22 protein-coding genes are annotated in these 23,882 nt (G+C 71.0%); 4 read left to right on the top strand and 18 right to left on the bottom strand.

The genetic code is table 11. The features are described 5' to 3' along the window. Positions 1-58 precede the first annotated feature (58 nt). From BK819_RS07980 to efp, 3 genes are read right to left on the bottom strand one after another with little or no spacing between them, the layout of a single operon-like run. On the bottom strand, positions 59-3,013 hold the full coding sequence (locus BK819_RS07980) for a DEAD/DEAH box helicase (RefSeq protein WP_071328639.1): 2,955 nt from the start codon (positions 3,011-3,013) through the stop codon (positions 59-61). 43 nt (positions 3,014-3,056) lie between these two features. Then, positions 3,057-3,467 carry a transcription antitermination factor NusB gene (gene nusB, locus BK819_RS07985; protein WP_060922157.1) on the bottom strand — a complete coding sequence of 137 codons (411 nt, stop codon included), beginning with the start codon at positions 3,465-3,467 and terminating at the stop codon, positions 3,057-3,059. Between the two features lie 3 nt (positions 3,468-3,470). Further along, positions 3,471-4,031, bottom strand: coding sequence for an elongation factor P (gene efp / locus BK819_RS07990; RefSeq protein ID WP_071328640.1), 561 nt, complete (start codon positions 4,029-4,031; stop codon positions 3,471-3,473). A gap of 176 nt (positions 4,032-4,207) precedes the next feature. Here efp and BK819_RS07995 point away from each other — a divergent pair, with 176 nt between their 5' ends. Beyond that, positions 4,208-4,546: a hypothetical protein gene (locus tag BK819_RS07995; protein WP_071328641.1), complete on the top strand. Its 339-nt coding sequence runs from the start codon at positions 4,208-4,210 to the stop codon at positions 4,544-4,546. A gap of 10 nt (positions 4,547-4,556) precedes the next feature. On the opposite strand, the gene aroQ is transcribed toward BK819_RS07995, so the two are convergent. The 12 genes from aroQ to BK819_RS08055 all read right to left on the bottom strand — a co-directional run bounded on the left by aroQ (position 4,557) and on the right by BK819_RS08055 (position 16,448). Beyond that, on the bottom strand, positions 4,557-4,997 hold the full coding sequence (gene aroQ / locus BK819_RS08000; protein ID WP_071328642.1) for a type II 3-dehydroquinate dehydratase: 441 nt from the start codon (positions 4,995-4,997) through the stop codon (positions 4,557-4,559). Continuing rightward, positions 4,994-5,518 carry an N-acetyltransferase gene (locus tag BK819_RS08005; protein ID WP_071328643.1) on the bottom strand — a complete coding sequence of 175 codons (525 nt, stop codon included), beginning with the start codon at positions 5,516-5,518 and terminating at the stop codon, positions 4,994-4,996. Before BK819_RS08005 ends, aroQ begins: the two co-directional genes overlap by 4 nt. Then, positions 5,515-6,603, bottom strand: a complete 1,089-nt coding sequence (gene aroB / locus BK819_RS08010; protein WP_071328644.1) for a 3-dehydroquinate synthase — start codon at positions 6,601-6,603, stop codon at positions 5,515-5,517. Before aroB ends, BK819_RS08005 begins: the two co-directional genes overlap by 4 nt. After that, positions 6,600-7,118 (bottom strand): shikimate kinase, encoded by a 519-nt coding sequence (locus BK819_RS08015; RefSeq protein WP_071328645.1) that lies wholly within the window; start codon positions 7,116-7,118, stop codon positions 6,600-6,602. The genes aroB and BK819_RS08015 overlap by 4 nt, the downstream gene beginning before the upstream one ends. Then, positions 7,102-8,331 carry a chorismate synthase gene (gene aroC / locus BK819_RS08020; protein ID WP_025103508.1) on the bottom strand — a complete coding sequence of 410 codons (1,230 nt, stop codon included), beginning with the start codon at positions 8,329-8,331 and terminating at the stop codon, positions 7,102-7,104. Before aroC ends, BK819_RS08015 begins: the two co-directional genes overlap by 17 nt. 58 nt (positions 8,332-8,389) lie before the next feature. After that, on the bottom strand, positions 8,390-9,214 hold the full coding sequence (locus BK819_RS08025) for a shikimate dehydrogenase (RefSeq protein ID WP_071328772.1): 825 nt from the start codon (positions 9,212-9,214) through the stop codon (positions 8,390-8,392). Positions 9,215-9,219: 5 nt separating this feature from the next. Continuing rightward, the gene (gene mltG, locus BK819_RS08030; protein ID WP_083391702.1) at positions 9,220-10,785 is read right to left on the bottom strand and encodes an endolytic transglycosylase MltG; all 1,566 of its coding nucleotides are present in this window, start codon (positions 10,783-10,785) and stop codon (positions 9,220-9,222) included. A 2-nt stretch (positions 10,786-10,787) separates the two neighbouring features. Continuing rightward, positions 10,788-11,261, bottom strand: coding sequence for a Holliday junction resolvase RuvX (gene ruvX / locus BK819_RS08035; protein WP_060923676.1), 474 nt, complete (start codon positions 11,259-11,261; stop codon positions 10,788-10,790). Next, positions 11,258-13,918, bottom strand: coding sequence for an alanine--tRNA ligase (gene alaS / locus BK819_RS08040; RefSeq protein ID WP_071328646.1), 2,661 nt, complete (start codon positions 13,916-13,918; stop codon positions 11,258-11,260). The genes ruvX and alaS overlap by 4 nt, the downstream gene beginning before the upstream one ends. A gap of 55 nt (positions 13,919-13,973) precedes the next feature. Continuing rightward, on the bottom strand, positions 13,974-14,162 hold the full coding sequence (locus BK819_RS08045) for a hypothetical protein (protein ID WP_025103513.1): 189 nt from the start codon (positions 14,160-14,162) through the stop codon (positions 13,974-13,976). A gap of 110 nt (positions 14,163-14,272) precedes the next feature. Then, the gene (rpsD, locus tag BK819_RS08050; protein WP_025103514.1) at positions 14,273-14,902 is read right to left on the bottom strand and encodes a 30S ribosomal protein S4; all 630 of its coding nucleotides are present in this window, start codon (positions 14,900-14,902) and stop codon (positions 14,273-14,275) included. Positions 14,903-15,083: 181 nt separating this feature from the next. After that, positions 15,084-16,448 carry a replication-associated recombination protein A gene (locus BK819_RS08055; RefSeq protein ID WP_083391703.1) on the bottom strand — a complete coding sequence of 455 codons (1,365 nt, stop codon included), beginning with the start codon at positions 16,446-16,448 and terminating at the stop codon, positions 15,084-15,086. A gap of 100 nt (positions 16,449-16,548) precedes the next feature. Between BK819_RS08055 and BK819_RS08060 the strand changes: the two genes are divergently transcribed. Continuing rightward, positions 16,549-16,851: a hypothetical protein gene (locus tag BK819_RS08060; RefSeq protein WP_071328647.1), complete on the top strand. Its 303-nt coding sequence runs from the start codon at positions 16,549-16,551 to the stop codon at positions 16,849-16,851. A gap of 15 nt (positions 16,852-16,866) precedes the next feature. On the opposite strand, the gene BK819_RS08065 is transcribed toward BK819_RS08060, so the two are convergent. Continuing rightward, positions 16,867-17,619: a winged helix-turn-helix domain-containing protein gene (locus tag BK819_RS08065; protein WP_071328648.1), complete on the bottom strand. Its 753-nt coding sequence runs from the start codon at positions 17,617-17,619 to the stop codon at positions 16,867-16,869. Then, a complete protein-coding gene (locus tag BK819_RS08070; RefSeq protein ID WP_071328649.1) occupies positions 17,616-19,403 on the bottom strand; it encodes an FAD-dependent oxidoreductase in 1,788 nt (595 codons plus the stop codon). Before BK819_RS08070 ends, BK819_RS08065 begins: the two co-directional genes overlap by 4 nt. 278 nt (positions 19,404-19,681) lie before the next feature. Between BK819_RS08070 and BK819_RS08075 the strand changes: the two genes are divergently transcribed. After that, positions 19,682-21,034, top strand: a complete 1,353-nt coding sequence (locus BK819_RS08075; protein ID WP_071328650.1) for a DUF349 domain-containing protein — start codon at positions 19,682-19,684, stop codon at positions 21,032-21,034. A 59-nt stretch (positions 21,035-21,093) separates the two neighbouring features. Further along, the gene (locus BK819_RS08080; protein ID WP_071328651.1) at positions 21,094-21,642 is read left to right on the top strand and encodes a type IV toxin-antitoxin system AbiEi family antitoxin; all 549 of its coding nucleotides are present in this window, start codon (positions 21,094-21,096) and stop codon (positions 21,640-21,642) included. Here the strand turns inward: BK819_RS08080 and BK819_RS08085 are convergent. Further along, positions 21,629-23,881 (bottom strand): bifunctional (p)ppGpp synthetase/guanosine-3',5'-bis(diphosphate) 3'-pyrophosphohydrolase, encoded by a 2,253-nt coding sequence (locus tag BK819_RS08085; RefSeq protein ID WP_071328652.1) that lies wholly within the window; start codon positions 23,879-23,881, stop codon positions 21,629-21,631. The two genes, BK819_RS08080 and BK819_RS08085, sit on opposite strands and share 14 nt — an antisense overlap. Position 23,882 lies beyond the last annotated feature (1 nt).

Below are 23,882 nucleotides of genomic sequence, written 5' to 3' on the forward strand. Positions count from 1 at the left end.
CGTTCGATTGTACCGACGGCTCCCTGAGCACCCGGCGGGACGAGCCGGGGAAAACGGTCTAGTCGTCGAAGAGACCGCGGATGTCGTCGGCGGTGAGCGTCTGGGCGAAGAGCGCGTCGTCGTCGAGCACGGCGGTGAATAGCCGGGCCTTGCGTCGCTGCAGCGCGAGGACCTTCTCCTCGATCGTGCCGGTGGCAATCATCCGGTAGACGAACACCTGGCTGCGCTGGCCGATGCGGTGCGTGCGGTCGACGGCCTGCGCCTCGGCGGCGGGGTTCCACCACGGGTCGAGGAGGAAGACGTAGTCGGCCTCGGTCAGGGTGAGTCCGAATCCGCCGGCCTTCAGGCTGATGAGGAAGACGGGCTGCTCCCCCTCCGCGAAGTCCGTGACCACCCGCTCGCGATGCCGCGTCGATCCGTCGAGGTGCGCGTACGGGATGCCGGCGGCGTCCAGACGGGCGGCCGCCATGTCGAGGAAGGACGTGAACTGGCTGAACACGAGCGCGCGGTGCCCCTCCGCCTGCAGCTCGACGATCCGTTCCAGGAGCTCGTCGAGCTTGCGGGAGCCGAGGCGCGCGTCGGCCGGGTCGATCAACGCCGGAGCGAGGCTCAGCATGCGCAGGAGCGTCAGGGAGCGGAACACGATGAAGCGGTTCCGGTCCAGGTCCTCCAGCAGGCCGAGCACCTTCTGCCGCTCCCGCTGCAGCACCGTCTCGTAGAGCTCGCGATGCCCCGCGCTCAGCTCGACCTCCAGCACCTGCTCCTGCTTCGGCGGCAGATCGGGGGCAACGAGCTCCTTGGTGCGGCGGAGCACGAGCGGGCGGATCCGTCGTCGGAGCTGCGCGAGGCGGCGCTGCCGATACGGTCCGCCCTCCGCATTCTCCGGGACCTTCCCCTGCTCGATCGGCTGGATGTAGTGCTCGCGGAACTTCCGCGCCGAGGCGAACAGGCCGGGTGCCGTGAGCTTCAGCAGCGCCCAGAGCTCCTCCAGGCTGTTCTCCAGCGGCGTGCCCGTGACCGCGATGGTGACGTCGGCCGGGAAGCGAGCGACGGCGCGGTGCAGCTTCGTCGCCGGATTCTTCACGAACTGAGCTTCGTCGAGGATCAGTCCGGCCCAGGCGACGCGTGCGAACCCCTCATCGTCGAGCCGGGCGACGGCGTAGGTCGTGAGCACCACATCAGCCTCGCGAGCCACGACGGCCACGGCAGGCCCGGCGGTGGAGTCCCGGGTGACCACGCGGAGGCCCGGAGCGAACCGCGCCGCCTCGGTGCGCCAGGTGGCCAGCACGGACGTCGGGACCACGACGAGAAACGGACGTCCCTCCCCCGCCGCACGGGCATGCAGGATGAGGGCGAGCAGCTGGACCGTCTTCCCGAGACCCATGTCGTCGGCGAGGATGCCGCCGAGCCGGTGCGACCAGAGGAACGCGAGCCAGTCAAGGCCGTCCTTCTGGTAGGGCCGCAACTGTGCGGTGAGCCCCGGAGGGATCGGCACCGCCGGCACCGCGGTGGCGCTGCGCAGTCCCTCGGCGGTGGCCCGCCAGCTCACCGCGGGAAGGGCCTCGTCCGCCAGATCCTCGAACTCCTCCCACAGATCCGTCTGATGACGGCTGATCCGCGGGCCCGTCTCCCACTCGTCGAGGTCTCCGGCCTCGTCGAGGAGGTCGCGCAGCCGGTCGAGCGCCGGGTGGTTCAGCGAGAAGTAGCTGCCGTCGACGAGCAGGAGCTTTCGCCGGCCCGCGCTCAGAGCCGTGAACAGCGGCTCGAACGGGATGCTCCGTCCGTCGATGCGGACGATCACGCCGAGGTCGAACCAGTCCGGGTCGGTGCTCTCCACGGTCGACACGGTGATCTCCGGCTCTCCGGCGAGCTCGCGATACGTCTTGCGACGGCCGGACACCTCCACCTCGACGCCGTCCGCCTCCAGCGCCGGGACGACGCGGGTCATGAACTCCGCAGCCGCCACGTTATGGAAAGCCCCCGAGGGAGCGAACGCGACGCCGTGCTCCGCCCAGACGCTCCGGAGCCGCTCCGTCACCCCGGCCTCGGCCTCCGGATCCCGCACGGCCTCCGGACCAGGCCTGAACGGCACCCGCCCGAAGCCGCGATAGTCCCACTCGACGGCGTACTCCACGGTGTCTCCGCGGCGGAACGCCACCCGGAGCACGGCACGAGGCGGCGGAAGCGCGGGCAGCGAGACGCGGCCGACCGCGCGGACGGGGAGGCGGCGCGCCAGGAGCGGATAGGCATCCTGGAGGAACGCCGTCTCCTCCTCCACGGGGACGACGAGCGTCCGGGCGCGGATCAGCGACTGCGCGGGGCCCGCGAGCGGAAGCTCCGCGAGCGTCACCTGGAGGCGCGATCCGCTCTGCGCGATCTCGTACACGCCGGAGCGCCCGAGGGACCTGATGCTGCCCGGCGGTGTCTCGCGCCCGTCCACCGTCACGACCGGCCGGACCACGAGGCTGCCGTCGTCGTCGCGGGACACGGCCGCCGTGAGCTCCGCGGTGTCCGCGAGGACGAGCGTCGTCGACCGCTGCGCCGCCACGAGCGGGATGCCGAGGTCGGTCGCCGACCGCAGATGCCCCCAGAGGAGCCGCGACTCGATCAGGTCGGCGACGAGCCAGTCCCCCGCCGTGCCGGAGAGCAGCGTGTCCCGCGCGATGCTCAGCAGATCGGCGAACCACCGCGACCGTTCCCGACCGTACTGGTCCGGTGCGCGGCGGACCGCGTCCCAGGTGGCGGTGCCGAGCACCCAGGACCCCGTCGCCGCGCTCCGCTCCAGCGGACGGATGCCGAGGAGGATCTCTCCGGTCCCCTTCGCGACATCGCGTGGGGTCGCCGTGCGCTGCGGGCGTGACGCCCAGGGATTGGCTCCTCGGGCGTCGCGGACACGCACCTCGAACCCGAGGGCGAGAGGGGTCGCCGCCGTCGGAGCGGCGGCCGCGTCGAACAGGGCACGCCAATCCCGCGCGCCGTCTCCCGGGGCGGCGGAGGCGGGCGGGCGGATCATGAGACGATCCTGCCCGCCACCGCCGACACCGCCGCTGCGGCGCTCAGGCCGAGCGGGCGACGCGGGCGAGCACGCCGTGCACGAACGCGCCCGACTCGTCGGTGGAGAACTCCTTCGCGAGCTCCACCGCCTCGTCGATCGCGACCGCGGTCGGCACCTCGTCGTTGTAGAGGATCTCCCACGCGCCGATGCGCAGCAGGGCGCGGTCGACGGCGGGCATCCGCTCGAGCTTCCAGTCACGGCTGTGCGTCGTGATCTGCTCGTCGATCTCGTCGCGCTGGTCGATGATGCCGTCGACGATCTCGCGCGCGTACAGCCACGACGCCTCACGTGCGGGCTCGTTCGCCGCGCGCTTCGCCTCGGCGGCGAGGGCCACCGCGACCTCGTCGCCGCGGACGTCGGCCGAGAACAGGATGTCGAGCGCGCGCTTGCGCGCCTTCGTGCGGGCGCTCACGCCTTACTTCTCGCGGCCGAGGTACTCGCCCGTGCGGGTGTCGACCTTGACCTTCGTGCCGGTCTCCAGGAACAGCGGGACCTGGATCTCGTAGCCGGTCTCGAGCGTCGCGGGCTTGGTGCCGGCGGACGAGCGGTCGCCCTGCAGGCCGGGCTCGGTGTAGGTGACCTCGAGGATGACCGACGCCGGGAGGTCGATGTAGAGGGGGTTGCCGTTGTTGAGGGCGATGGTGACCTGCTGGTTCTCGAGCAGGAAGTTCTTCGCGTCGCCGACCGTTGCCGCCGGCAGCGTGATCTGGTCGAAGTCGGTCTGGTCCATGAACACGAACCCGTCACCGTCGGTGTAGAGGTAGGTGTAGTCGCGGCGGTCGACGTTCTCGATGTCGACCTTCGCCCCGGCGTTGTACGTGCGGTCCACGGTCTTGCCCGAGACGACGTTCTTCAGCTTCGTGCGGACGAAGGCGCCGCCCTTGCCGGGCTTGACGTGCTGGAACTCGATGACGCTCCAGAGCTGCCCGTCGATGCTGAGGACGACGCCGTTCTTGATGTCTGCGGTGGATGCCATGTGCGAGGAGTTCCGTTCCTGAGTCCGTGGGGGCCGGGGTCGGCCGACAGTCGATTCTACGGGATGCCCGGCGCGGGCCGTCGCGGGGGCACGATAGATGCTCCTCCTCGAGAGCGGAAGCCCCGTGACGCTTCCCGTCGCCCCGGGCAGCGTGGACGAGGACAGGAGGAATCGAGATGAGCGAGGACGATCGCGACCGGGACCCGACCAGGATGGCGAATCAGCCGGCGCTGCGGACGTCGTCCGGGGCGGTGTGGCTCATCGTCGCCGCGATCTTCACGGCGGTCAGCCTCGTGCCCCTGATCGGGATCGTCCGCAGCGGCGGCGCGGCGGGAACCGTCGGCCTGGTGACCGCGATCATCCTGGTCCTGGGCCTGGTCGCGATGGTCGTCATCCGCCTCGCGGTGTCGAGCGTGCGGCCGCGGCTCCGTGCGCTGGCCGCCTGTTTCCTCGCCATGGCCCTGCTGACACTCGTGGGCATCACCGTGTGCGTGCTGCTCGTCGGCCTGCCCTGATCCCGCGCGCTCAGAGCTGCGCGACGAGGTCCCGCACCGCGTCGGCGTAGCCCTCCACGCCGCGTCCGATGACGCGGACCGCGGCGACGTCGTGCAGGTACGAGTGGTGACGGAACTCCTCGCGGGCGTACACGTCGGAGATGTGGACCTCGGCGAAGGGCAACGCGACGCCGGTGAGCGCGTCACGCAGGGCGACGGAGGTGTGGGTGAGGCCGCCCGGGTTGATGACGATGCCCGCGCAGTCCGCGCGCGCATCGTGGATCGCGTCGATGAGCACGCCCTCGTGGTTGCTCTGCAACGCTCGCAGCTCGAACCCGAGCGCGGCAGCGGTCTCCGCCGTGATGCGCTCGACGTCGGCGAGGGTCGCCGTGCCGTAGACCTCGGGTTCGCGGGTGCCGAGGAGGTTGAGGTTGGGGCCGTTGACGAGCAGCAGCCGACGCGGTGCGCTCATGCGGGCACGCTCCCGGTGTCGACCAGCTCGCGGCGCATGACCCATTCCCGCCCGAAGCCCGAGGTCTCGATCTCGCCGGTCCGGACGAAGCCGCGGCGGCGGTAGACGGCCTGCGCCCGGGAGTTGTCCACGTGGACCTCGAGCACGAGGGCGCGGAGGTCGCGATCGCGGGCCCAGGCCGCCGCGGCGTCGAGGAGCGCATCGATGACGCCCGCACCGCGGTGCGCGTCCGCCACGTAGACTCCCACGACCAGTCCGGCGTCGTGCTGCTCGCGATGCGGGAGCACGGTCACGGTACCGGTCCAGGTGTCGTCGTCCGCGATCGCGACGAACTGCGCCGCGGCGGCGTCACCCGCGGCATTCGCGGCGCGCTCCTGCCAGAAGCGGTCGGGCTGTGCGGCGGCGTGCTCGACGGTGTCGAGGAAGGCCATCGGCGCGGCCGGGTCGGCGAGGGCCTGCAGCCGCAGCGCCTTGACCTCCTGCCAGTCCTCCGGCGTGATGCGCCGGACGGCGGTGGTCATGCGCCGATCTCCTGGTAGGCGGCGAAGAGCAGCGACTCGTCCGGCGCCTGGAGCACGGTGGGCTTGGCGATGTCGTCGAGGAGGATGAATCGGAGCATGCCGCCGCGGCTCTTCTTGTCGCGCTGCATCGTGGCGAGCAGCTGCGGCCAGGCTCCGGCGCGGTACGACGTGGGCAGGCCCAGCGACTCGAGGATCGTGCGGTGGCGCTCCGCGGCGGCGTCCGACAGCCGCCCCGCGAGCCGGGACAGCTCCGCGGCGTACAGCATGCCGATCGAGATGGCCGCCCCATGCCGCCAGCGGTACCGCTCGGCGTGCTCGATCGCGTGGCCGAGTGTGTGGCCGTAGTTCAGGATCTCCCGCTGCCCGGCCTCGCGGAAGTCGTCCGAGACGACCTGCGCCTTCATGTCGATCGCGAGCTCCACGGCCCGGCGGAACTCGTCCGTCGAGGTGTCGACCGCGCGCGCGGGATCGGCCTCGACGATGTCGAGGATCTCCGGGGCCCAGATGAAACCGGCCTTGACGACCTCCGCGAAGCCGGCGGTGGCCTCGTTGGGGCTCAGACTGCCCAGTTCGTCGAGGTCGCCGACGACGGCGCGCGGGGCCCAGAAGGCGCCCACGAGGTTCTTGCCCTCCGCGGTGTTGACGCCCGTCTTGCCGCCGACCGCGGCGTCCACGAGGCCGAGGACGGTGGTGGGCACCTGGACGATCTGGATGCCGCGCAGCCACGTCGCCGCGACGAAGCCGGCGAGGTCGGTCACCGCTCCCCCGCCGTAGCCGACGACGGCGTCCGTCCGGGTGAAGTCGGCTTGGCCCATGACCTGCCAGCAGAACGCGGCGACCTCGATGCGCTTGCCCTGCTCGGCATCCGGGATCTCGGCGAGCAGCACCTCGCGCGGGCCGTCCACGGTGTCGGCGAGGAGCCGGTCGCGGAGCTCGGCGGCGCGGGCCGCGAGGGTCGGCGGGTGCACGACGAGGATCTTGCGGACGCTCGGGGCCAGAGCCGCCGACACCTGGTCCAGGATCCCCCGTCCGATCGTGATGTCGTAGGCGTCGTTCCCGGTGACGCTGATGTTCGTCGTGCTCATCGCTGTTCTCTCCTCCATGCCACGATCTCGTCCGCGATGCGCTGCATCGGACGCCGCGAGGTGTCGAACGTGGTCGACGCCACCTCGTCGTACCATCCTCGCCGTTCGGCGAAGATGCGCTTCCACTTCTCGACCGGGTCCTCGCCCGCCAGCAGCGGGCGCGTCCCGCCGCGCAGGCGGTCGGCGACCGCGGCCTCGCTCACGGTGAGGAAGACCACGGGATGGGCGCGCAGCAGCGCCCGCGTCTCCGGATCCGTGACGGCGCCACCGCCGAGGGAGATCACGCCACCCTCGGCGAGGGCCTCGCGGACCGCCGCGCGCTCCAGGTCCCGGAAGTGCGCCTCGCCGTGCGTGGCGAAGATCTCGGGGATCGGACCGTGCGCGGCGACGATGCGCTTGTCGGTGTCGATGAATGCGACGCCCAGCCGCCGCGCGACCCGTCGCCCGACGCTGGTCTTGCCGGCCGCCATCGGTCCCACGAGGACCAGCGTCGGCGGCTCAGCCTCGTTCGTCATGCGCGATGAGCGCCGCCTCGGACGCGGGGGCCGTGCGCAGCTCCGCGGGGATGCCGTCGAGGTACCCCTCCAGGTTGCGGCGCGTCTCGCGGATGCTGTCGCCGCCGAACTTCTCCAGCACGGCGCGGGCCAGCTCGATGGCGACCATGGCCTCCGCGACGACGCCCGCCGCTGGCACGGCACAGACGTCGGAACGCTGGTGGTGCGCGGTCGCCTCGTCGCCGGTCGCCACGTCGATCGTGCGCAGCGCGTGCGGCACTGTCGCGATCGGCTTCATGCCGGCGCGGACGCGCAGCACGGTCCCGGTGGACATGCCGCCCTCGGTACCGCCGGCGCGGTCCGTGCCGCGGGCGATGCCGTCGGCGGTGGCGAAGAGCTCGTCGTGGGCGGCGGAGCCGCGGCGGCGCGTGGTCTCGAAGCCGTCGCCGACCTCCACGCCCTTGATGGCCTGGATGCTCATGAGCGCCTGGGCCAGCCGGGCGTCCAGGCGGCGGTCCCAGTGCACGTGGGAACCGAGCCCCGGCGGCAGGCCGTACGCGAGGACCTCGACGATGCCGCCGAGGGTGTCGCCGTCCTTCTTGGCGTCGTCCACCTCGGCGACCATGAGCGCCGAGGTCGCGGGGTCGAAGCACCGCAGCGGGTCGGCGTCCAGGGCGTCCACGTCGTCCGGGGTCGGCAGCGCTGCGCCATCCGGCACGCGCACCGGCCCGATGGAGAGCGTGTGGCTGACGAGTCGGATGCCGAGCTCGCCGAGGAACGAGCGGGCGACGGCACCGAGCGCCACGCGGGCGGCGGTCTCCCGGGCGCTCGCGCGCTCGAGGATCGGACGGGCCTCGTCGAAGTCGTACTTCTGCATGCCCACGAGGTCGGCGTGGCCCGGACGTGGCCGGGTCAGCGGGGCGCCACGACCGCGCGAGCGATCGGTGAGCTCCACCGGCTCCGGGTTCATGACCTCGATCCACTTTGGCCACTCGGTGTTGCCGATGCGCAGCGCGATGGGGCTGCCCAGCGTCTTCCCGTGCCGGACGCCGCCGGAGATCGTGAGCTCGTCCTGTTCGAACTTCATCCGGGAGCCGCGTCCATAGCCGAGCTTGCGGCGGGCGAGGTCGGCCTGGATGGCCTCGGACGACACCGGGACGCCGGAGGGGAGACCCTCCATGACGGCGATGAGTTCTGGGCCGTGCGATTCGCCGGCCGTGAGCACGCGGAGCATGTGCTCTAGTCTCCCATGCGTTTCCCCCCGCGCCGTGCCGCGTTTCGTCCGGCGGCGCTCAGAGGGTGGCGCGCATCGCGGCGAGGACAGCCTCCTCGTCCGGCAGCGGGGAGACCGGGTCGCCGTGCAGGAAGATCCGGATCTGCCGGACCGCCTGATGCAGCAGCATTCCGAGCCCGGAGACCACCGGCTGATCGCCCCACTCCGTCGCGAGCGCGGATGGCCACGGGGCATAGGCCGCATCGAAGAGCGTCCCGCCCATGTCGGACAGGCGGGAGGCGACGTCCGGTGGCAACGCGGTGCCGGAGGGCAACGTCGCCACCGTGAGGTCCGCGTCGCCGTCCACCTCCTCGAACGATCGAGGGGCGACCACGACGCCGCGACGCTCTCCGATGCGGACGAGCCCGGCGGCGCGCTCCGGCCGACGGGCGGCGACCTCGACCCGTGTCGCCCCCAGGTCGGCGAGGGCGATGAGGGCCGAGGCCGCCGTGGCTCCGGCGCCCAGGATCCGCGCCGTCCCGATCTCGCGGATGCCGGCGTCCCCGAGCGCATCGACGATCCCGCCGACGTCGGTGTTGAATCCCGCCGGGGTCTCGGAGAGCAGGAGCGTGTTGACCGCGCCGGTCAGCTCCGCGTGGGCATCCCGGCTGGCGGCGTACCGGTACGCCTCCTCCTTGAGCGGCATCGTCAGCGACAGGCCGCGCCAGGAGTCGTCGAGGGCCTCAACCGCGTCCGCGAAGCTCTCTGCGCCGATCTGACGGCGCCCGTACTCCCAGTCCAGTCCGAGCACGCCGTACGCCGCGGCGTGCAGCTCCGGCGAACGGGAGTGCCCGATCGGGTCGCCCCAGACCGCCAGTCGTCTCCGGTTCACCGAGTCCGTCACACGCGTCACTCCGCGTAGCACCCGGAATCCGGGTTGTCCTTGCACCACGCGTGCAGCTTCTTCTCGGCCTCCTGCTGCTCCGCGTACGTCGCCGAGAACACCGTCTCCCCCGTGTTGAGGTTGACCGTGACGAAGTAGAACCAGGGACCGTCGGCAGGGTGCATCGCCGCGTCGATCGCCGCATCGGTCGCGGTCGCGATCGGACCCTTCGGCAGGCCCGGGTGGATGTATGTGTTCCACGGATTCGGGTCCGTGAGGGCCTTTTCGGACGAGCCCGCGGCTCCCGCATGCAGCTCTCCGACACCGTACTGAGCCGTCGAGTCCATCTGCAGAAGCCCGTTCGTCTCGCTGTTTCCAGGCGCGAGACGGTTCTCGATCACACGAGAGACCTTGGGAAAGTCGTCGGTCCGGCCTTCACGCTGGATGATGGAGGCGATGGTGAGGATGCGCTGCTCATCCCCGGCCGGAACACCGGCCTTTGCCAGCGACTCGCGTGTCCGGTCGACCATCCGCTGGATGACCTGCGTTGCCGTGGTCTCCGGATCGAACGTGTAGACAGCCGGGAACAACCATCCCTCCAAGCTGTCCGCCTCGACTCCGTAGACCGATGGGTCCTTCACAGCCGCTTGAAGCTCCTCGAGTGGCATGCCCATCGTGTCGGCGACCTGCGGAAGGAAGTACTCGATGGTGGCGCCTTCGGGTACGGATGCCGAGTTCTCGATCTTGTTCTCCGCGTTACGGAGCGCGGCCAGGGCGTCCTCCGCCGTCATCTTCTCCTGCAGGCGGTAGACGCCGGGATAGAAGGTCACCGCGATGTTCTCGTCGATGAGGTAGTCATAGAAGACGTCCTCGGTCTTCGTGACGCCCGCCTCGTAGAGCGCCGTCGACACGGGTCCGCCGGTATCGCCCTCCTTGATCGTGACGTACACCTCGCCGGTCGCCTGACCGGGCTCCCAGTCCTTCGGCTCGCCCCACCCCATGGCGTCGGCGATGCGGTCGCCGAAGGTGTTCGCGACCCAGACGCCGCCGGCGGCGATGCCGCCGAGGATCACCAGGACGATGATCAGGGCGATGAGGCAGCCCTTGCGGCGCTTCTTCCTGGTCGGCGCGCCGTGATCGCGGCCGTCGTTCTGAGCGGCGAAGATCTCGTCGAGTCCTCCGCCCAGCGCCGGTGCGGGGTCTTCGGTGCCGGTCGACCGGCGCGGGCCCGGGGCGGGGGTCTCGTCCGCGCTCGCCGCGGCGACGGGCATCGCGCGGGTCACGACCGATTCGACGTCTGCGGCATTCGCCTGCGGCCGGTGGTCGGTCACGGCCGCATCCGCGGTGGTCGCCGCCGACGCCGAGACCGGACGGGCGGGCACATGGGCATCGGGCTCGATCCCCGCGTCGGGAGCGGGCGGCGCCTGCTGCTCGCGCGCGGCGGCCTCCCTGGCCGCACGGCGGGATCCGGGTGCCGGCGTGTCGTCACCGGCCGTCGGGACCTGCGGGGACGGAGCGGGGAGGTTCTCGAACAGATCCCCCAAGCGGGTGCTCTGCTCGTGCTCGGGCGCACGGCTCTCGCGTTCGGACATGTTCAGGCGGGCTCCTCGTCAACGGGGACCGGGGCACCGGCCGGGTTTCCGGTGCTCTTCTCCGTGTCGATCGCCTGCTGCAGCAGCACCACGGCGGCGACCTGATCCACAATGCTACGAGAGTTCTTCTGTGATCGCCCAGAACTCCGCAACGCCGCATGCGCGGAGACGGTGCTCAGACGCTCGTCGACGAGGCGGACCGGCACGCCGCTGCGCGCCTGAAGCGCCGCCGCGAACTCGCGCGCATCCACCGTCGACGGCGTGTCCGCACCCTGCATGTTCACCGGCAGACCGACGACGATCTCCAGCGGCTCGTACTCCGCGGCCAGCTCGGCGATGCGCGTGAGCGAGCGCTCGTCGCGGGGAACGGTCTCGACGGGGACGGCCAGCATGCCGTCCGGATCGGACCGGGCCACGCCCACGCGGGCCCGGCCGACGTCGATGCCGAGCCGGACCCCGCGGCGATAACCGCTCACGCGCCGCGCAGCTCCTGGGAGACGGCCTCGAGCGCGGCGGGCAGTGCCGCTGCGTCGGTACCGCCGCCCTGGGCGACGTCGTCCCGACCGCCGCCGCCTCCGCCGAGCACGCCGGCGGCGCGCTTCGCGAGCGCACCCGCCTTCGCGCCGGCACCGCGCGCGGCCTCGTTCGTGGCCACGACGACGACGGGGCGACCGTTGACGACCGCACCGAGCGCGACGACCGCGGGATCGGAACCCAGCCGGTCGCGCACGCCGTTGACGAGCTCGCGGACATCGTCCGCGGAGGCCACATCGCCCAGCGTCTGTGCCGCCACGCGGAACTCCCCGACGCGCGTCGCGGCCTCGGCGATCGCGGGGATACGCCCCGCCCGCTCCTTCGCCTCGAACTGCGCGATGCGCTTCTCCGCGGCCTTGAGGCTCGCGGCGAGATCGGCGATCCGCTCGGGGAGCTGCTCGCGCGGGGTCTTCAGGGAGGCGGTGAGCTGCGACACGAGAGCCCGCTCTGCCGCGAGCTCACGGAACGCATCCGCGCCGACGAGAGCCTCGATCCGGCGGTTGGAGGCGCCGACCGACGACTCCCCCACCACGCTGACCAGGCCGATCTCCGCACTGGTCGACACGTGCGTGCCGGCGCAGAGCTCTCGCGACCACGGGCCGCCGATGTCGACCATCCGCACGACGTCGCCGTACTTCTCGCCGAAGAGCGCCATGGCGCCCGCTTCCTTGGCCTCGTCGAGCGTCACGATGCGGGTGGTCACCTCGAGGGCGTCCTGCACGGCGCGGTTGGTGATCTCCTCGATCTCCGTGCGGGTGTCCGTCGACAGCGCCTGCGACCAGGCGAAGTCGAATCGCATGTACCCGGCGCGGTTCAGCGACCCGGACTGCGTGGCCGTCGGGCCGAGAGTGTCGCGGAGGGCGGCGTGCACGAGGTGGGTGGCGGAATGCGCCTGACGGGCGGCGCGCCGGTTCGCGGCGTCGACGATCGTCGTCGCGATGTCGTCGACCGCGACCGTGCCGCGGGAGACCTCGACCGTGTGGCTGATCAGCCCGGGGACCGGACGCTGCACGTCGAGCACCTCGAGCTCGTAGCCCGGGCCCACGATGGTGCCCTTGTCGGCGACCTGACCACCCGATTCGGCGTACAGCGTCGTCTCGGCGAGCACGACCTCGGCGATCTGCCCCTCGGCGGCGCTGCGCACCGGCGCGCCGTCGACGAGCAGGCCGAGCACGCGGGACTCCACCTCGAGGGCCGTGTAGCCGTCGAAGCCCGTCTCGCCCAGCGCCCGCAGGTCGCGGTATACCGAGACGTCTGCGAGCTGGCGCTTGCGGTTGCGGGCGTCGTCCTTGGCGCGCTGACGCTGCTCCTGCATGAGGGAGTCGAACGCGGTGCGGTCCACGTCCAACCCAGCCTCTTCGGCGACCTCCAGGGTGAGGTCGATCGGGAAGCCGTAGGTGTCGTGCAGCAGGAACGCCTCGGAACCGCTGAGGGTCTTCCCGCCGCCCTTCTTCGTCTCGTCGAGTGCCAGGTCGAGGATGGTCGATCCCTGGGCCAGGGTGCGCCGGAAGGTCTCCTCCTCGGCGAAGGCCGCCGAGGAGAGCACGGACCAGTCGCGCTCCAGCTCCGGGTACGCCGACTTCATCGCATCGCGGGAGGCGGCGAACAGCTCGGGGAACGCCGGGTCGTCGACACCGAGGAGCCGCATGGCGCGCACGGTGCGGCGCATGAGGCGCCGCAGGATGTAGCCGCGGCCCTCGTTCGACGGACGGACGCCGTCGGAGAGGAGCATGAGCGAGGAGCGCACGTGGTCCGCGATCACCCGGAAGCGGACGTCGTCCTCGTGCACGGCGCCGTAACGGCGGCCGGAGAGTTCGACGGCGCGGTCGAGCACCGGACGCACCTGGTCGGTCTCGTACATGTTCTCGACGCCCTGCTTGAGGAAGGCGACGCGCTCCAGCCCCATGCCGGTGTCGATGTTCTTCATCGGCAGCTCGCCGACGATGTCGAACTCGGTCTTGCCGCGGATGTTCTCGATGAAGTCCTGCATGAACACGAGGTTCCAGATCTCCAGGAACCGCGAGTCGTCGACAGCGGGGCCGCCGTCCTTGCCGTAGGCCGGGCCGCGGTCGAAGAAGATCTCGGAGTCGGGGCCGCCGGGACCGGGCTGGCCGGTGTTCCAGTAGTTGTCCGCGCGGCCGAGGCGCTGGATGCGCTCCGGCTTGAGTCCGATGATGTCGCGCCAGATCGCCTCGGCCTCGTCGTCGGTCTCGTAGACGGTGACCCAGAGATCCTTCTCGTCGAAGCCGAGGCCGCCGTCGGCCTCCGAGCTCGTGAGCAGCTCCCAGGCGTAGCGGATCGCGCCTTCTTTGAAGTAGTCGCCGAACGACCAGTTGCCGAGCATCTGGAAGAACGTGCCGTGACGCGCGGTGCGCCCGACCTCCTCGATGTCGTTGGTGCGGATGCACTTCTGCAGGTCGGCGATGCGCGGATGCGGTGCCGGGACCACGCCCGTGAGGTACGGGATCATCGGGACCATGCCGGCGACCGTGAACAGCAGCGAGGGGTCGTCGCTGACCAGGGATGCCGAGGGGACGATGAGGTGGTCGTTCTTCTCGAAGTAGGAGAGGTAGCGCTGCGCGATTTCCGCAGTTTTCATAGGAGTGCCGGATGTCCTTGCGTGAGGGGGCGCGCCGAGGCGCAGATGCGGGGGGTCAGTTCTCGCCCGGCTCGGTCAGCCGAGCCTCCTGCGCGCGATACGCGTCGCTGAGGATCGCGGCGAGGCCGTTGAGGCGGGCGTCGACGTCGGCCAGGATGTCGTGGCCCCGCGGGTCCTTGTTCATGAAGTGAGCCGCGACGAAGCCGCCGATCACGCCGATCAGGAACCACAGCACATTCTTCATGTCGTCATCCTTGCCCTAGAGCCGCGAAGGCGCGGTCTCTCCATCGTAGGCGGAAACGACAGGAGGCGTCGGGAACCCCGACGCCTCCTGCCTGATGCTCTTCCGCTGGATCAGCGGGCCGCGTAGTACTCGACGACGAGCTGCACTTCACAGGTCACGGGGACCTCGGCGCGCTTCGGACGACGGACCAGACGGGCCTGGAGCTTGTCGAGCTCGACCTCGAGGTAACCCGGAACGGCCGGCAGGACCTCGGCGTGACCGCCGGCGGCCGCCACCTGGAAGGGCTCGAGGCCCTCGCTCTTGGGCTTGACGTGGATGAGCTGACCCGGCTTCACGCGGAACGACGGGCGGTCGACGAGCTGGCCGTCGACGAGGATGTGACGGTGCACGACGAGCTGGCGCGCCTGTGCCGTGGTGCGGGCGAAGCCCGAACGCAGGACGAGGGCGTCGAGACGCATCTCGAGGAGCTCGACGAGGTTCTCACCGGTCAGGCCGTCCTGACGACGGGCCTCGTTGAACGCGATGCGCAGCTGCTTCTCGCGGATGCCGTACTGCTCGCGCAGACGCTGCTTCTCACGCAGACGGACGGCGTAGTCGCTGTCGGCCTTGCGCTTGGTGCGGCCGTGCTCACCCGGAGCGTAGGGACGCTTCTCGAGGTAGCGGGCGGCCTTGGGGGTGAGGGCCACGCCGAGGGCGCGGCTGAGACGCACCTTGCGGCGGTCCTGGGACTTCGTGACCACGAAGTTATCCTTCCGATGACGTGGACGTGGATTTCACGTCCGACGGACGTATCACCGCGTTCTGCCTCGGGGCGCACGCCGGGGTGCCGTCGAGGTGGGGTGTGAACGAGGAGATGCCCGAAAACTCGGTTTCGAGCCGCTCAAGTCTAACAGACGGCGGCAGACGCCCGAGGTCGTCGGCTCACCGGTCGCCGAGGATGCGCCGGATGCGCTCCAACCGTGCGCTGATGTCGCGCTCCGCGCCGAGGTTCTTCGGCTCGTAGTAGTGCCGCCCGTCGAGCTCGTCCGGCAGGTACTGCTGCGGCACGATGCCGAACTCGCTGTCGTGCGCGTAGCGGTAGCCGCGCCCGTGCCCGAGGCGCTTCGCCCCGGGGTAGTGCGCGTCGCGGAGGTGAAGGGGCACGCGCCCGAATCCCCCCGCGCGGATGTCGGCGATGGCGGCGTCGATGCCGACGTAGGCCGCGTTCGACTTCGCGGTCGTGGCCAGATACACGGTGGCTTCTGCGAGCGGGATGCGCCCCTCCGGCATTCCGATGAAGGCCACGGCGTCCGCGGCGGCCACGGCGATGCCGAGCGCTTGAGGGTCGGCGAGACCGACGTCCTCGGACGCCGAGATGACGAGCCGTCGGGCGATGAAGCGCGGATCCTCCCCCGCCTCGATCATGCGGGCGAGGTAGTGCAGCGCGGCGTCCGGGTCGGAACCGCGGATCGACTTGATGAAGGCGCTGATGACGTCGTAGTGCTCGTCGCCCTGGCGGTCGTAACGGAGCAGGGCCTTGTCGACGGCCTGTGCCACGTCGTCGGCGGTGACCTCCGGGACGACCATCTCCCGGTCTTCGCCGTCGTCGTCGGCCTCGAAGGCGGCGGCGTGCGAGAGCGCCACGGCAGCGGCGGCCTCCAGTCCGGTGAGGGCACGACGAGCGTCCCCCGACGCGAGGCGGATGAGCGCCGACCGCGCCTCGTCGCTGAGCGCGACCGTACCGGAGAGTCCGCGGGCATCCGACACCGCGCGGTCCACGAGCACGCCGATGTCGTCATCGGTGAGCGGCTGCAGCGTGAGCAGCAGCGACCGGGACAGCAGGGGCGAGATCACCGAGAACGAGGGGTTCTCCGTGGTCGCGGCGATGAGGATGACCCAGCCGTTCTCCACACCGGGCAGGAGCGCGTCCTGCTGGGCCTTGGTGAAGCGGTGGATCTCATCGAGGAAGAGGATCGTCGTCTGCCCGTAGAGATCGCGCTGGGTGATCGCCTCCTGCATGACCTCCCGCACATCCTTGACGCCGGCGGTGATCGCGGAGAGCTCGACGAAGCGGCGCCCGGATGATCGGGCGATGGCCTGGGCAAGTGTGGTCTTGCCGGTGCCGGGCGGGCCCCAGAGGATGATCGACACCGCGCCGGGGGAACTGGCCTCTGGGTCGGCGAGGGCCACGATGGGCGACCCGGCCCGCAACAGGTGGCGCTGCCCCGCGACCTCGTCCAGCGACACCGGGCGCATGCGCACGGCGAGCGGTGTCTGCCCGGAGAGCAGGGCGGAGGGAGAGGACATTCCTCCAGGCTAACGGCGGCCAGGGACACGAGGCGAGGCCGGGGCCCCGGTAGGCTCTCAGGCGACGCCGTAGACCGGCGTCGGACGGGAGAAGCAGGGCATGGCCGCACGCGGTTCCAAGAAGGCGCAGACACGCACCGAGGCGGAGCGCGCCCGGCTGCACACCGCTCGCACCCGCTGGCACCAGGACCAGATCCGTCGACGCACTCGCGACAACATCATCGCGGTCACAGTCGGCTCCCTCATCGTCGTGGGCGCCATCGTCAGCCAGGTCGTGCACGCGCAGGTGACCACGCCGGAGCCGACGCCCGCGCCGTCGCCGACCTCGTCGATCGCTCCCTCCCCGGCACCGAGCGACACCCCGAGCCCGGCACCGACCGCACCCGAGACCCCCTCGGAGTGAGGCCCGCCGGCGTCGTCAGTCCTCGTCGAGGACAGCGAGCCGATACCCGCGCTTGACCACCGTCTGAACGAGGTCGAAGTCGTCGAGGGCCTCCCTCAGCCGCGCCACCGCGACCTCGACCGCACGCGCACTGCGGCGACCGCCGGGGAGCAGCTGGCCGATCTCCGCCCTCGTGAGCACGCGCCCGTCGGCGATGAATAGGGCCTCGAGGATGCTGACCGCGCCGCGGGAGAGCGGCACGAAGCCGCCGTCGATCACCGCGCCGCCACTGCGCACCGCCAGCCGACCCGCCGCAGTCCGCCGCTCGAGGACCCCCTGTGTGAGAGGGGCGAGAGCGCTCCGGGCGAGGTCGTCCGCGGTGGGCCCGCACGACGTCGATGCCGGCAGGCCGCTCTCCACCAATCGCGCGGTCGCGGCGGCGTCGGTCGTGGCGAGCAGCAGGCGGGACGCACGTGACCGTTCGCGGATGGCGTCGAGCATGCCCAGCCGTTCCACGGTGGCGAGCCACCCCGGCAGAGCCTCCGCCACGGGGAACAGCACTGCTTCCACCTGACCGGACGCGATCCGGTACAGCGTCCGCTTCGCGCCTGCGGGGATCGCGTGGTCCGCCCGCGGCGGAGTGATCCGGACGACCTCCGAGCCCGTCGCCGCGAGGATCCGGAGAAGCGTGTCGACGTCGACCGGCTCCGGGCGCACCGGCCGCGGCACCTCGACCACGACGACACGGCAGCCGACGAGGGCCGGAGCGGGGCGCGGGGGCGCACTCACGCGGAGCCCTTCGCCGACCTCGCGCCACCGGCACGCCGATTTGCCCGTGACGGCTGTCGGACGACGCCGACCGGACTTCCGGGCCGCGTGAGGTCAGCCCCGCCAGGTTTCTCCGGAACGACGGCGCCGGCGCTTCGCAAGTCCGCGAGTGCGTCCGGTATGTCCTCCGCCCGGAGCCCGCTGACGGCGAGGAGCCCTCGATCGATCCGTACCGTCGCCTCGCGTCGTGCCGCGAGATGACCCACGACGAGGAGCAGCGTCCCGTCGGACTCGGCTTCGACCCGCACCTCCAAGACCGGAGCGGCCGTCGTCCCGCGAAGTCGCACCTCGGAGCGCGGGGTTCCGTGATCGCCGTGCCGTACGGCGGCGTCCGCCTCGGCGCACTCCTGCAGCGCGAGCGCGAGACGGCGGAGACAGGGGCCGCAGCCGCGGCTCTCCACGGCACCGTCGAGAGCCTCCGCGACGGTGCGGATTCCTCGGTCCGTGAGCTCCGCAGCCAGCACCGCCAGGGGCGAAGACATCAGCCCGTGTCCACAGGCCGGCGCACCGTCCTCGGCCACGGCGGCGGACAGGAGCTCCCGCGCCGCCCGCAGGCCATCGGGCATCCCGGGCGCGAAGCCGGCGAGCGGAGCGTGCGCCGGCGCCCCGATGACCGTCGCGCGGTGCACCACGCGCGCATCCTCCGACAGCACGACCTCACCGAACACGCGGTCTCCCCCGCTCGGAAGAGGGACGGAGACCGTCGGCCCGTCACCATCCGCGAGACGCGAGGTCACGATCTCGATACCGCCGGGGCTCCCGCGCCACCCGTGTCCCGCCGGGCTCGCGATCCGAGCGTCGAGCAGGGCCGCCGCCGCTCGATCCGCGGACGCCAGCGCAGCCTCCGTGCCGCCGGATCCAGGGTCTACGGCGACGTCGCCGATCGCCAGGACGCGCGAGTCGGGCGTCCTCCCGTCCGCGTCCACGAGGAGACCGCCGCCCACCCGCGTGGGGAGCCCCGCGTTCCGTGCCAGCTCATCCCGTGCCCGCGCACCCGTCGTCACGATGAGGTCGGTCCGCGCGAACGTGCCGTCCTGGAACTCCACGGCCGTCACCGCGCCCGTCGCGTCCGGGTCGACGCGGGTCACCCGCGTCCGCGTCCGGACGACGATGCCGCGCGCCTCGACGACCCCGCGGAGTGCGGTCGCCGCGGGAACTGTGAGGTGTGCGGGCAGCAGGCGATCGACGGTGTCGACGATGGTCGTCTGCACCCCGGCGTCGTGCAGCGCGCACGCGACGTCCACTCCACCCTCGTTGCCGCCGACGACGATAGCGCGCAGAGCCCGCGGCACCTCCGTCGCACGGACCGCCAGGAACGCACGCAGCATGTGCGCGTCCTCCATGGTGCGCAGGGCGAAGGAGCCACGGGCACGGATCCCCGGCACGTCGAGCCGCTGGGCGTGGGTCCCCGTCGCGAGCACGAGCGCGTCGTAGTCGTACCACCGCTGCGAACGAGTCCGCACGCGGTGCCCTCCCCTGTCGATCCGCAGGACTCTGTCGTCGTCGATGAGGCGCACGCGGTCGTCGCGGAACGGCGCGCGGTCGAGCTCCCCCGCCGACGCCGGGCCGCCGCCGACGACGCGCGCCAGACCGGAACGGTCGTACGGCAGGCGTCCCTCGTCCCCGAACACCGTGATCCGCACGGCACGGTCCGGGTCCTCCAGCATCCGTGCGACGAAGCGATGCGCTGCGACGCCCGCCCCCACGACGACGATCTCCGCCGTACGCGCTGCGTTGTCGTCCATGGAACTCCTGTCGACCTGGGGACTGTCGTGGTCGCGACGATAGGAGCGCCGTGTTACCCGGAGATGACGCGGAGTGTTTCCTGCGTCGAACGTTCTGCTCACGAAACGGTAACGTCCCACCCCGCGAGACCCCGCCTCATCGCCGAGACCCCGCCTCGTTCGCGCACGAATCGCGGGGTCTCGGCGGGAAGACGGGGTCTCGCGGATCAGAGAGGGCGTACTAGGCTGAGCCTCGTCCTTTCCGCCTCCCGCGGCGTGACCGCGCAAGGAGAATCATCGTGTCTGCCAACGAGCCCGCGAAGCCGACCCCGCCCGTTCCCACCCCGCCCGCCGTGCCGATGCCGCGGAAGGCGCCGACACCGGCCGCCGTCGCGCCGGCCGCGGCGAAGCCGACCCCGGTCTCGTCCGCCGGCGACTGGGGCCGCGTCTCCGAAGACGGCACCGTCGAGGTCCGCGAAGGCGAGTCCTGGCGCGTCGTCGGTCAGTACCCGGACGGGACCCCCGATGAGGCTCTGGCCTACTTCGTCCGCAAGTACGACGACATCGCCTTCAAGGTCGTCGCCCTGGAGCAGCGCCACCAGGCCGGCGGCGCCTCCGCGAGCGACCTGTCCAAGCAGGCCGCACACCTCATCGACGAGGCCACGGATGCCGCGGCCGTCGGCGACCTCGCGGGGCTCCGCGACCGTCTCACCGCGCTGACCGCGTCTCTGTCCGAGGCCACCGCCCAGGAGGCGCAGCAGGCGAAGGAGCTCGTCGAGCAGGCCGTCGCCGAGCGCACCGCCCTCGTCGAGCGCGCCGAGGCCATCGCCGCCCGCGACCTGAGCAAGGTGCAGTGGAAGCAGGTCACCGCCGAGCTCAACGAGCTGTTCGAGTCCTGGCAGGCCCAGCAGCAGAACGGTCCGCGCCTGTCGAAGGGCGTCTCGCAGCAGCTCTGGAAGCGGTTCCGCGATGCCAGGGCCGTCGTCGACAAGCACCGCCGGGCGTTCTACTCCGAGCTCGACGATGCACACAAGGCGGCGCGTGACGCGAAGTCGCGACTGGTCGAGCGCGCCGAAGCCCTGGCCCCGCGCGGCGTCGACGGCATCCCCGCCTACCGCTCGCTCCTCGACGAGTGGAAGACGGCCGGACGCGCCGGACGCAAGGCCGACGACGCCCTCTGGGCGCGTTTCAAGGCCGCCGGAGACGCGCTCTACGCCGCTCGTGCCGAGCAGGCCGCAGCGGAAGAAGCCGACTCCGCTCCGAAGATCGAAGCCCGCCAGGCGCTGCTCGAGCAGGCCAAGGCGGTCGCCGACGAGCCGAACATCAAGCGCGCCCGCGCCCTGCTCACGCGCATCCAGCGCGAGTGGGACGAGGTCGGCCGCATCTTCCCGCGCGACAAGGAACGTGCCCTCGACGACAAGCTCCGCGTCATCGAGCAGGCACTCAAGGCCCGCGAGGACGTCGACTGGAAGAAGAACAACCCGGAGACCAAGGCTCGTGCGAACGACATGAGCTCACAGCTCCACGAGGCGATCGAGAAGCTGGAGTCGGAACTGGCAGCCGCCGAGAAGGCCGGTGACAGCAAGGCCGTCAAGGAGGCCGCGGACGCCCTGGAGGCCCGTCGCGCCTGGCTCAACGCCCTGGGCGGCTGAGCTCTCCACAGATCCACTGATCTCCGCACGAGCGGGGTGCCGGCCGCCACACTGGCGGGATGCACCCCGCTCTGCTGTATCTGCCCGGCGCGCGACTCAGTCTCTGTGAACTCAGCGCCGCCCGCCTCGACGGACATGTCGTCGAGATCGGCGACGCCTACATCCCCGCAGATCTTCCCGAATCCGCCGATGTCCGTGCGAGCAGCATCGCCGCCCTGGTCCAGGAGGGTGCCGCCGCATGCGGGCCGAGCGCCGCCTGGATACACGGCGCGGGCGATGCCCCGCCGTCGATCCATCACGTGCGTCGCTGTGTGGAACGTCGCGTGCGCCCGCGCGTGCACACCCGCGTGTCGTTCCACGACACGATGGTCCCCGCGTCGGACGTGCGCCGCCTCGGCGGGATACTCGTGACATCTCCCGTCCGCACGATGTGCGATCTGGCCACGACGCTGCACCGCGATCCGCGTGTGCTGTCCTGGATGCAGGCGCTTGCCCCTGCCCACCCCGCGGCTCTTGAGGGTGCGATCCGGACCCTCAAGAGAGGGCACCGGGTTCCCGGGAGCGTCAGCGGTCTCGCCGCGCTGGAGCGTCTGGTCAGGAGGAGGTGACGCGGTACACGTCGTAGACCGCATCGATCCGGCGCACCGCGTTCAGGACGCGGTCCAGGTGCACGGCGTCGCCCATCTCGAACACGAAGCGGCTCAGCGCCAGGCGCTCGTCCGTCGTCGACACGGTCGCCGAGAGGATGTTCACGTGGTGCTCGCTGAGCACCCGCGTGACGTCGGAGAGGAGGCCGGAGCGGTCAAGGGCCTCGACTTGGATCTGCACCCGGAACACGCTCTTCGTCGTCGGCGCCCAGGAGACCTCGACGAACCGGTCCTGCTCGCCGCTGAGGGCCTTCACGTTCACGCAGTCCGCCCGGTGCACGGAGACGCCGCTCCCCCGCGTGACGAACCCGACGATCGGATCGCCGGGGACGGGCGTGCAGCACTTCGCCAGCTTCACCAGGATGTCGTTCGCGCCACGCACGAGCACACCGGAATCGCCGCCCCGGGACTCGCGGGTCTGGACGCTTCCCGGCAAGTCGATCGCCCCGGTCGTGGGCTCGTCGGTGGCGACGAGCGCGGTGACCTTCTCGAGCACCGACTGGGTCGAGACGTGCCCCTCGCCGACGGCGGCGTAGAGACCCGAGACATCCTCGTAGTGCATCTGGTGGGCGACCTCGGTGAACGAGTCCTGGCTCATCAGCCGCTGCAGCGGCAGGTTCTGCCGTCGCATCGCGCGCGCGATGGCCTCCTTGCCCTGCTCGATGGCCTCTTCGCGGCGCTCCTTCGTGAACCAGCCGCGGATCTTGTTCCTGGCGCGTGTGCTCTTGACGAAGCCGAGCCAGTCCTGGCTGGGTCCCGCATCCGGGTTCTTCGACGTGAAGACCTCGACGACGTCGCCGCTCTTCAGCTCCGACTCCAGCGGCACCAGGCGTCCGTTGACCTTGGCGCCCATGGTGCGGTGCCCGATCTCGGTGTGCACGGCATAGGCGAAATCGACCGGAGTGGCACCGGCCGGGAGGCCGATCACGCGCCCCTTCGGAGTGAAGACGTAGACCTCCTTGGCGCCGATCTCGAACCGGAGGGAGTCGAGGAACTCCCCGGGGTCTGCGGTCTCGGCCTGCCAGTCGGAGATGTGCGCGAGCCACGCCATGTCGGTGTCGGAGGCGCGGACCTCGGCCTTGCCGCCGCCGTTCATCCGCTCCTTGTACATCCAGTGCGCGGCGACACCGTACTCCGCCTGGTGATGCATCTCGTGCGTGCGGATCTGGATCTCGACCGTGCGTCCGGCCGGGCCGATCACGGTCGTGTGCAGCGACTGATAGAGGTTGAACTTCGGGGTGGCGATGTAGTCCTTGAACCGGCCGGGCAACGGCGTCCAGCGCGCGTGGATGGCGCCGAGCACGGCGTAGCAGTCGCGCACGGACGACACGAGGACACGGATCCCGATCAGGTCGTAGATGTCGTCGAACTCGCGGCCGCGGATGACCATCTTCTGGTACACCGAGTACAGCTGCTTGGGTCGGCCGACGACCTTGCCGCGGATGCGCAGGTCGCGGAGGTCTTCATCGATCTCCTCGATGACCTGGCTCAGGTACTTCTCCCGCTGCGGGGTGCGCTGGGCGATGAGGCTGTGGATCTCGTTGTAGATCTTCGGATGGAGGACGGCGAAGGAGAGGTCTTCGAGCTCCGACTTGATCGCCTGGATACCGAGGCGGTTGGCCAGCGGCGCGTAGATCTCCAGCGTCTCCTTGGCCTTCTTCGCCGCCTTCTCCGGGGGGACGAAGCCCCAGGTGCGGGCGTTGTGCAACCGGTCGGCGAGCTTGATGAGCAGCACGCGGATGTCCTTCGACATCGCGACGATCATCTTGCGCACCGTCTCGGCCTGCGCGCTCTCGCCGTACTTGACCTTGTCGAGCTTGGTCACGCCGTCGACAAGCATCGCGACCTCGTCGCCGAACTCGGCGGTGAGATCGGTGAGCGCGTAGCCCGTGTCCTCGACGGTGTCGTGCAGCAGCGCGGCGGCGATCGCGCGCGGCCCGAGACCGAGCTCCGCGAGGATCTGCGCGACGGCGAGCGGGTGCGTGATGTACGGCTCGCCGCTCTGCCGCTTCTGTCCCTCGTGCTTCTCCTTCGCCACGGCGTAGGCACGGGAGATGACGGCGAAGTCGCCCTTGGGGTGGTTGGCCCTGACGGTGCGGATCAGATTGTCGAGATCGTTGATCCGGGACGCACGCGAGAAGATGCGGGGCACCAGCCGTCGAAGACTCGAACCCTGCGATGCCGTCTGCGGCTCCGCCATC

The organism is Microbacterium sp. LCT-H2, from assembly GCF_001866135.1.
Lineage (GTDB): Bacteria > Actinomycetota > Actinomycetes > Actinomycetales > Microbacteriaceae > Microbacterium.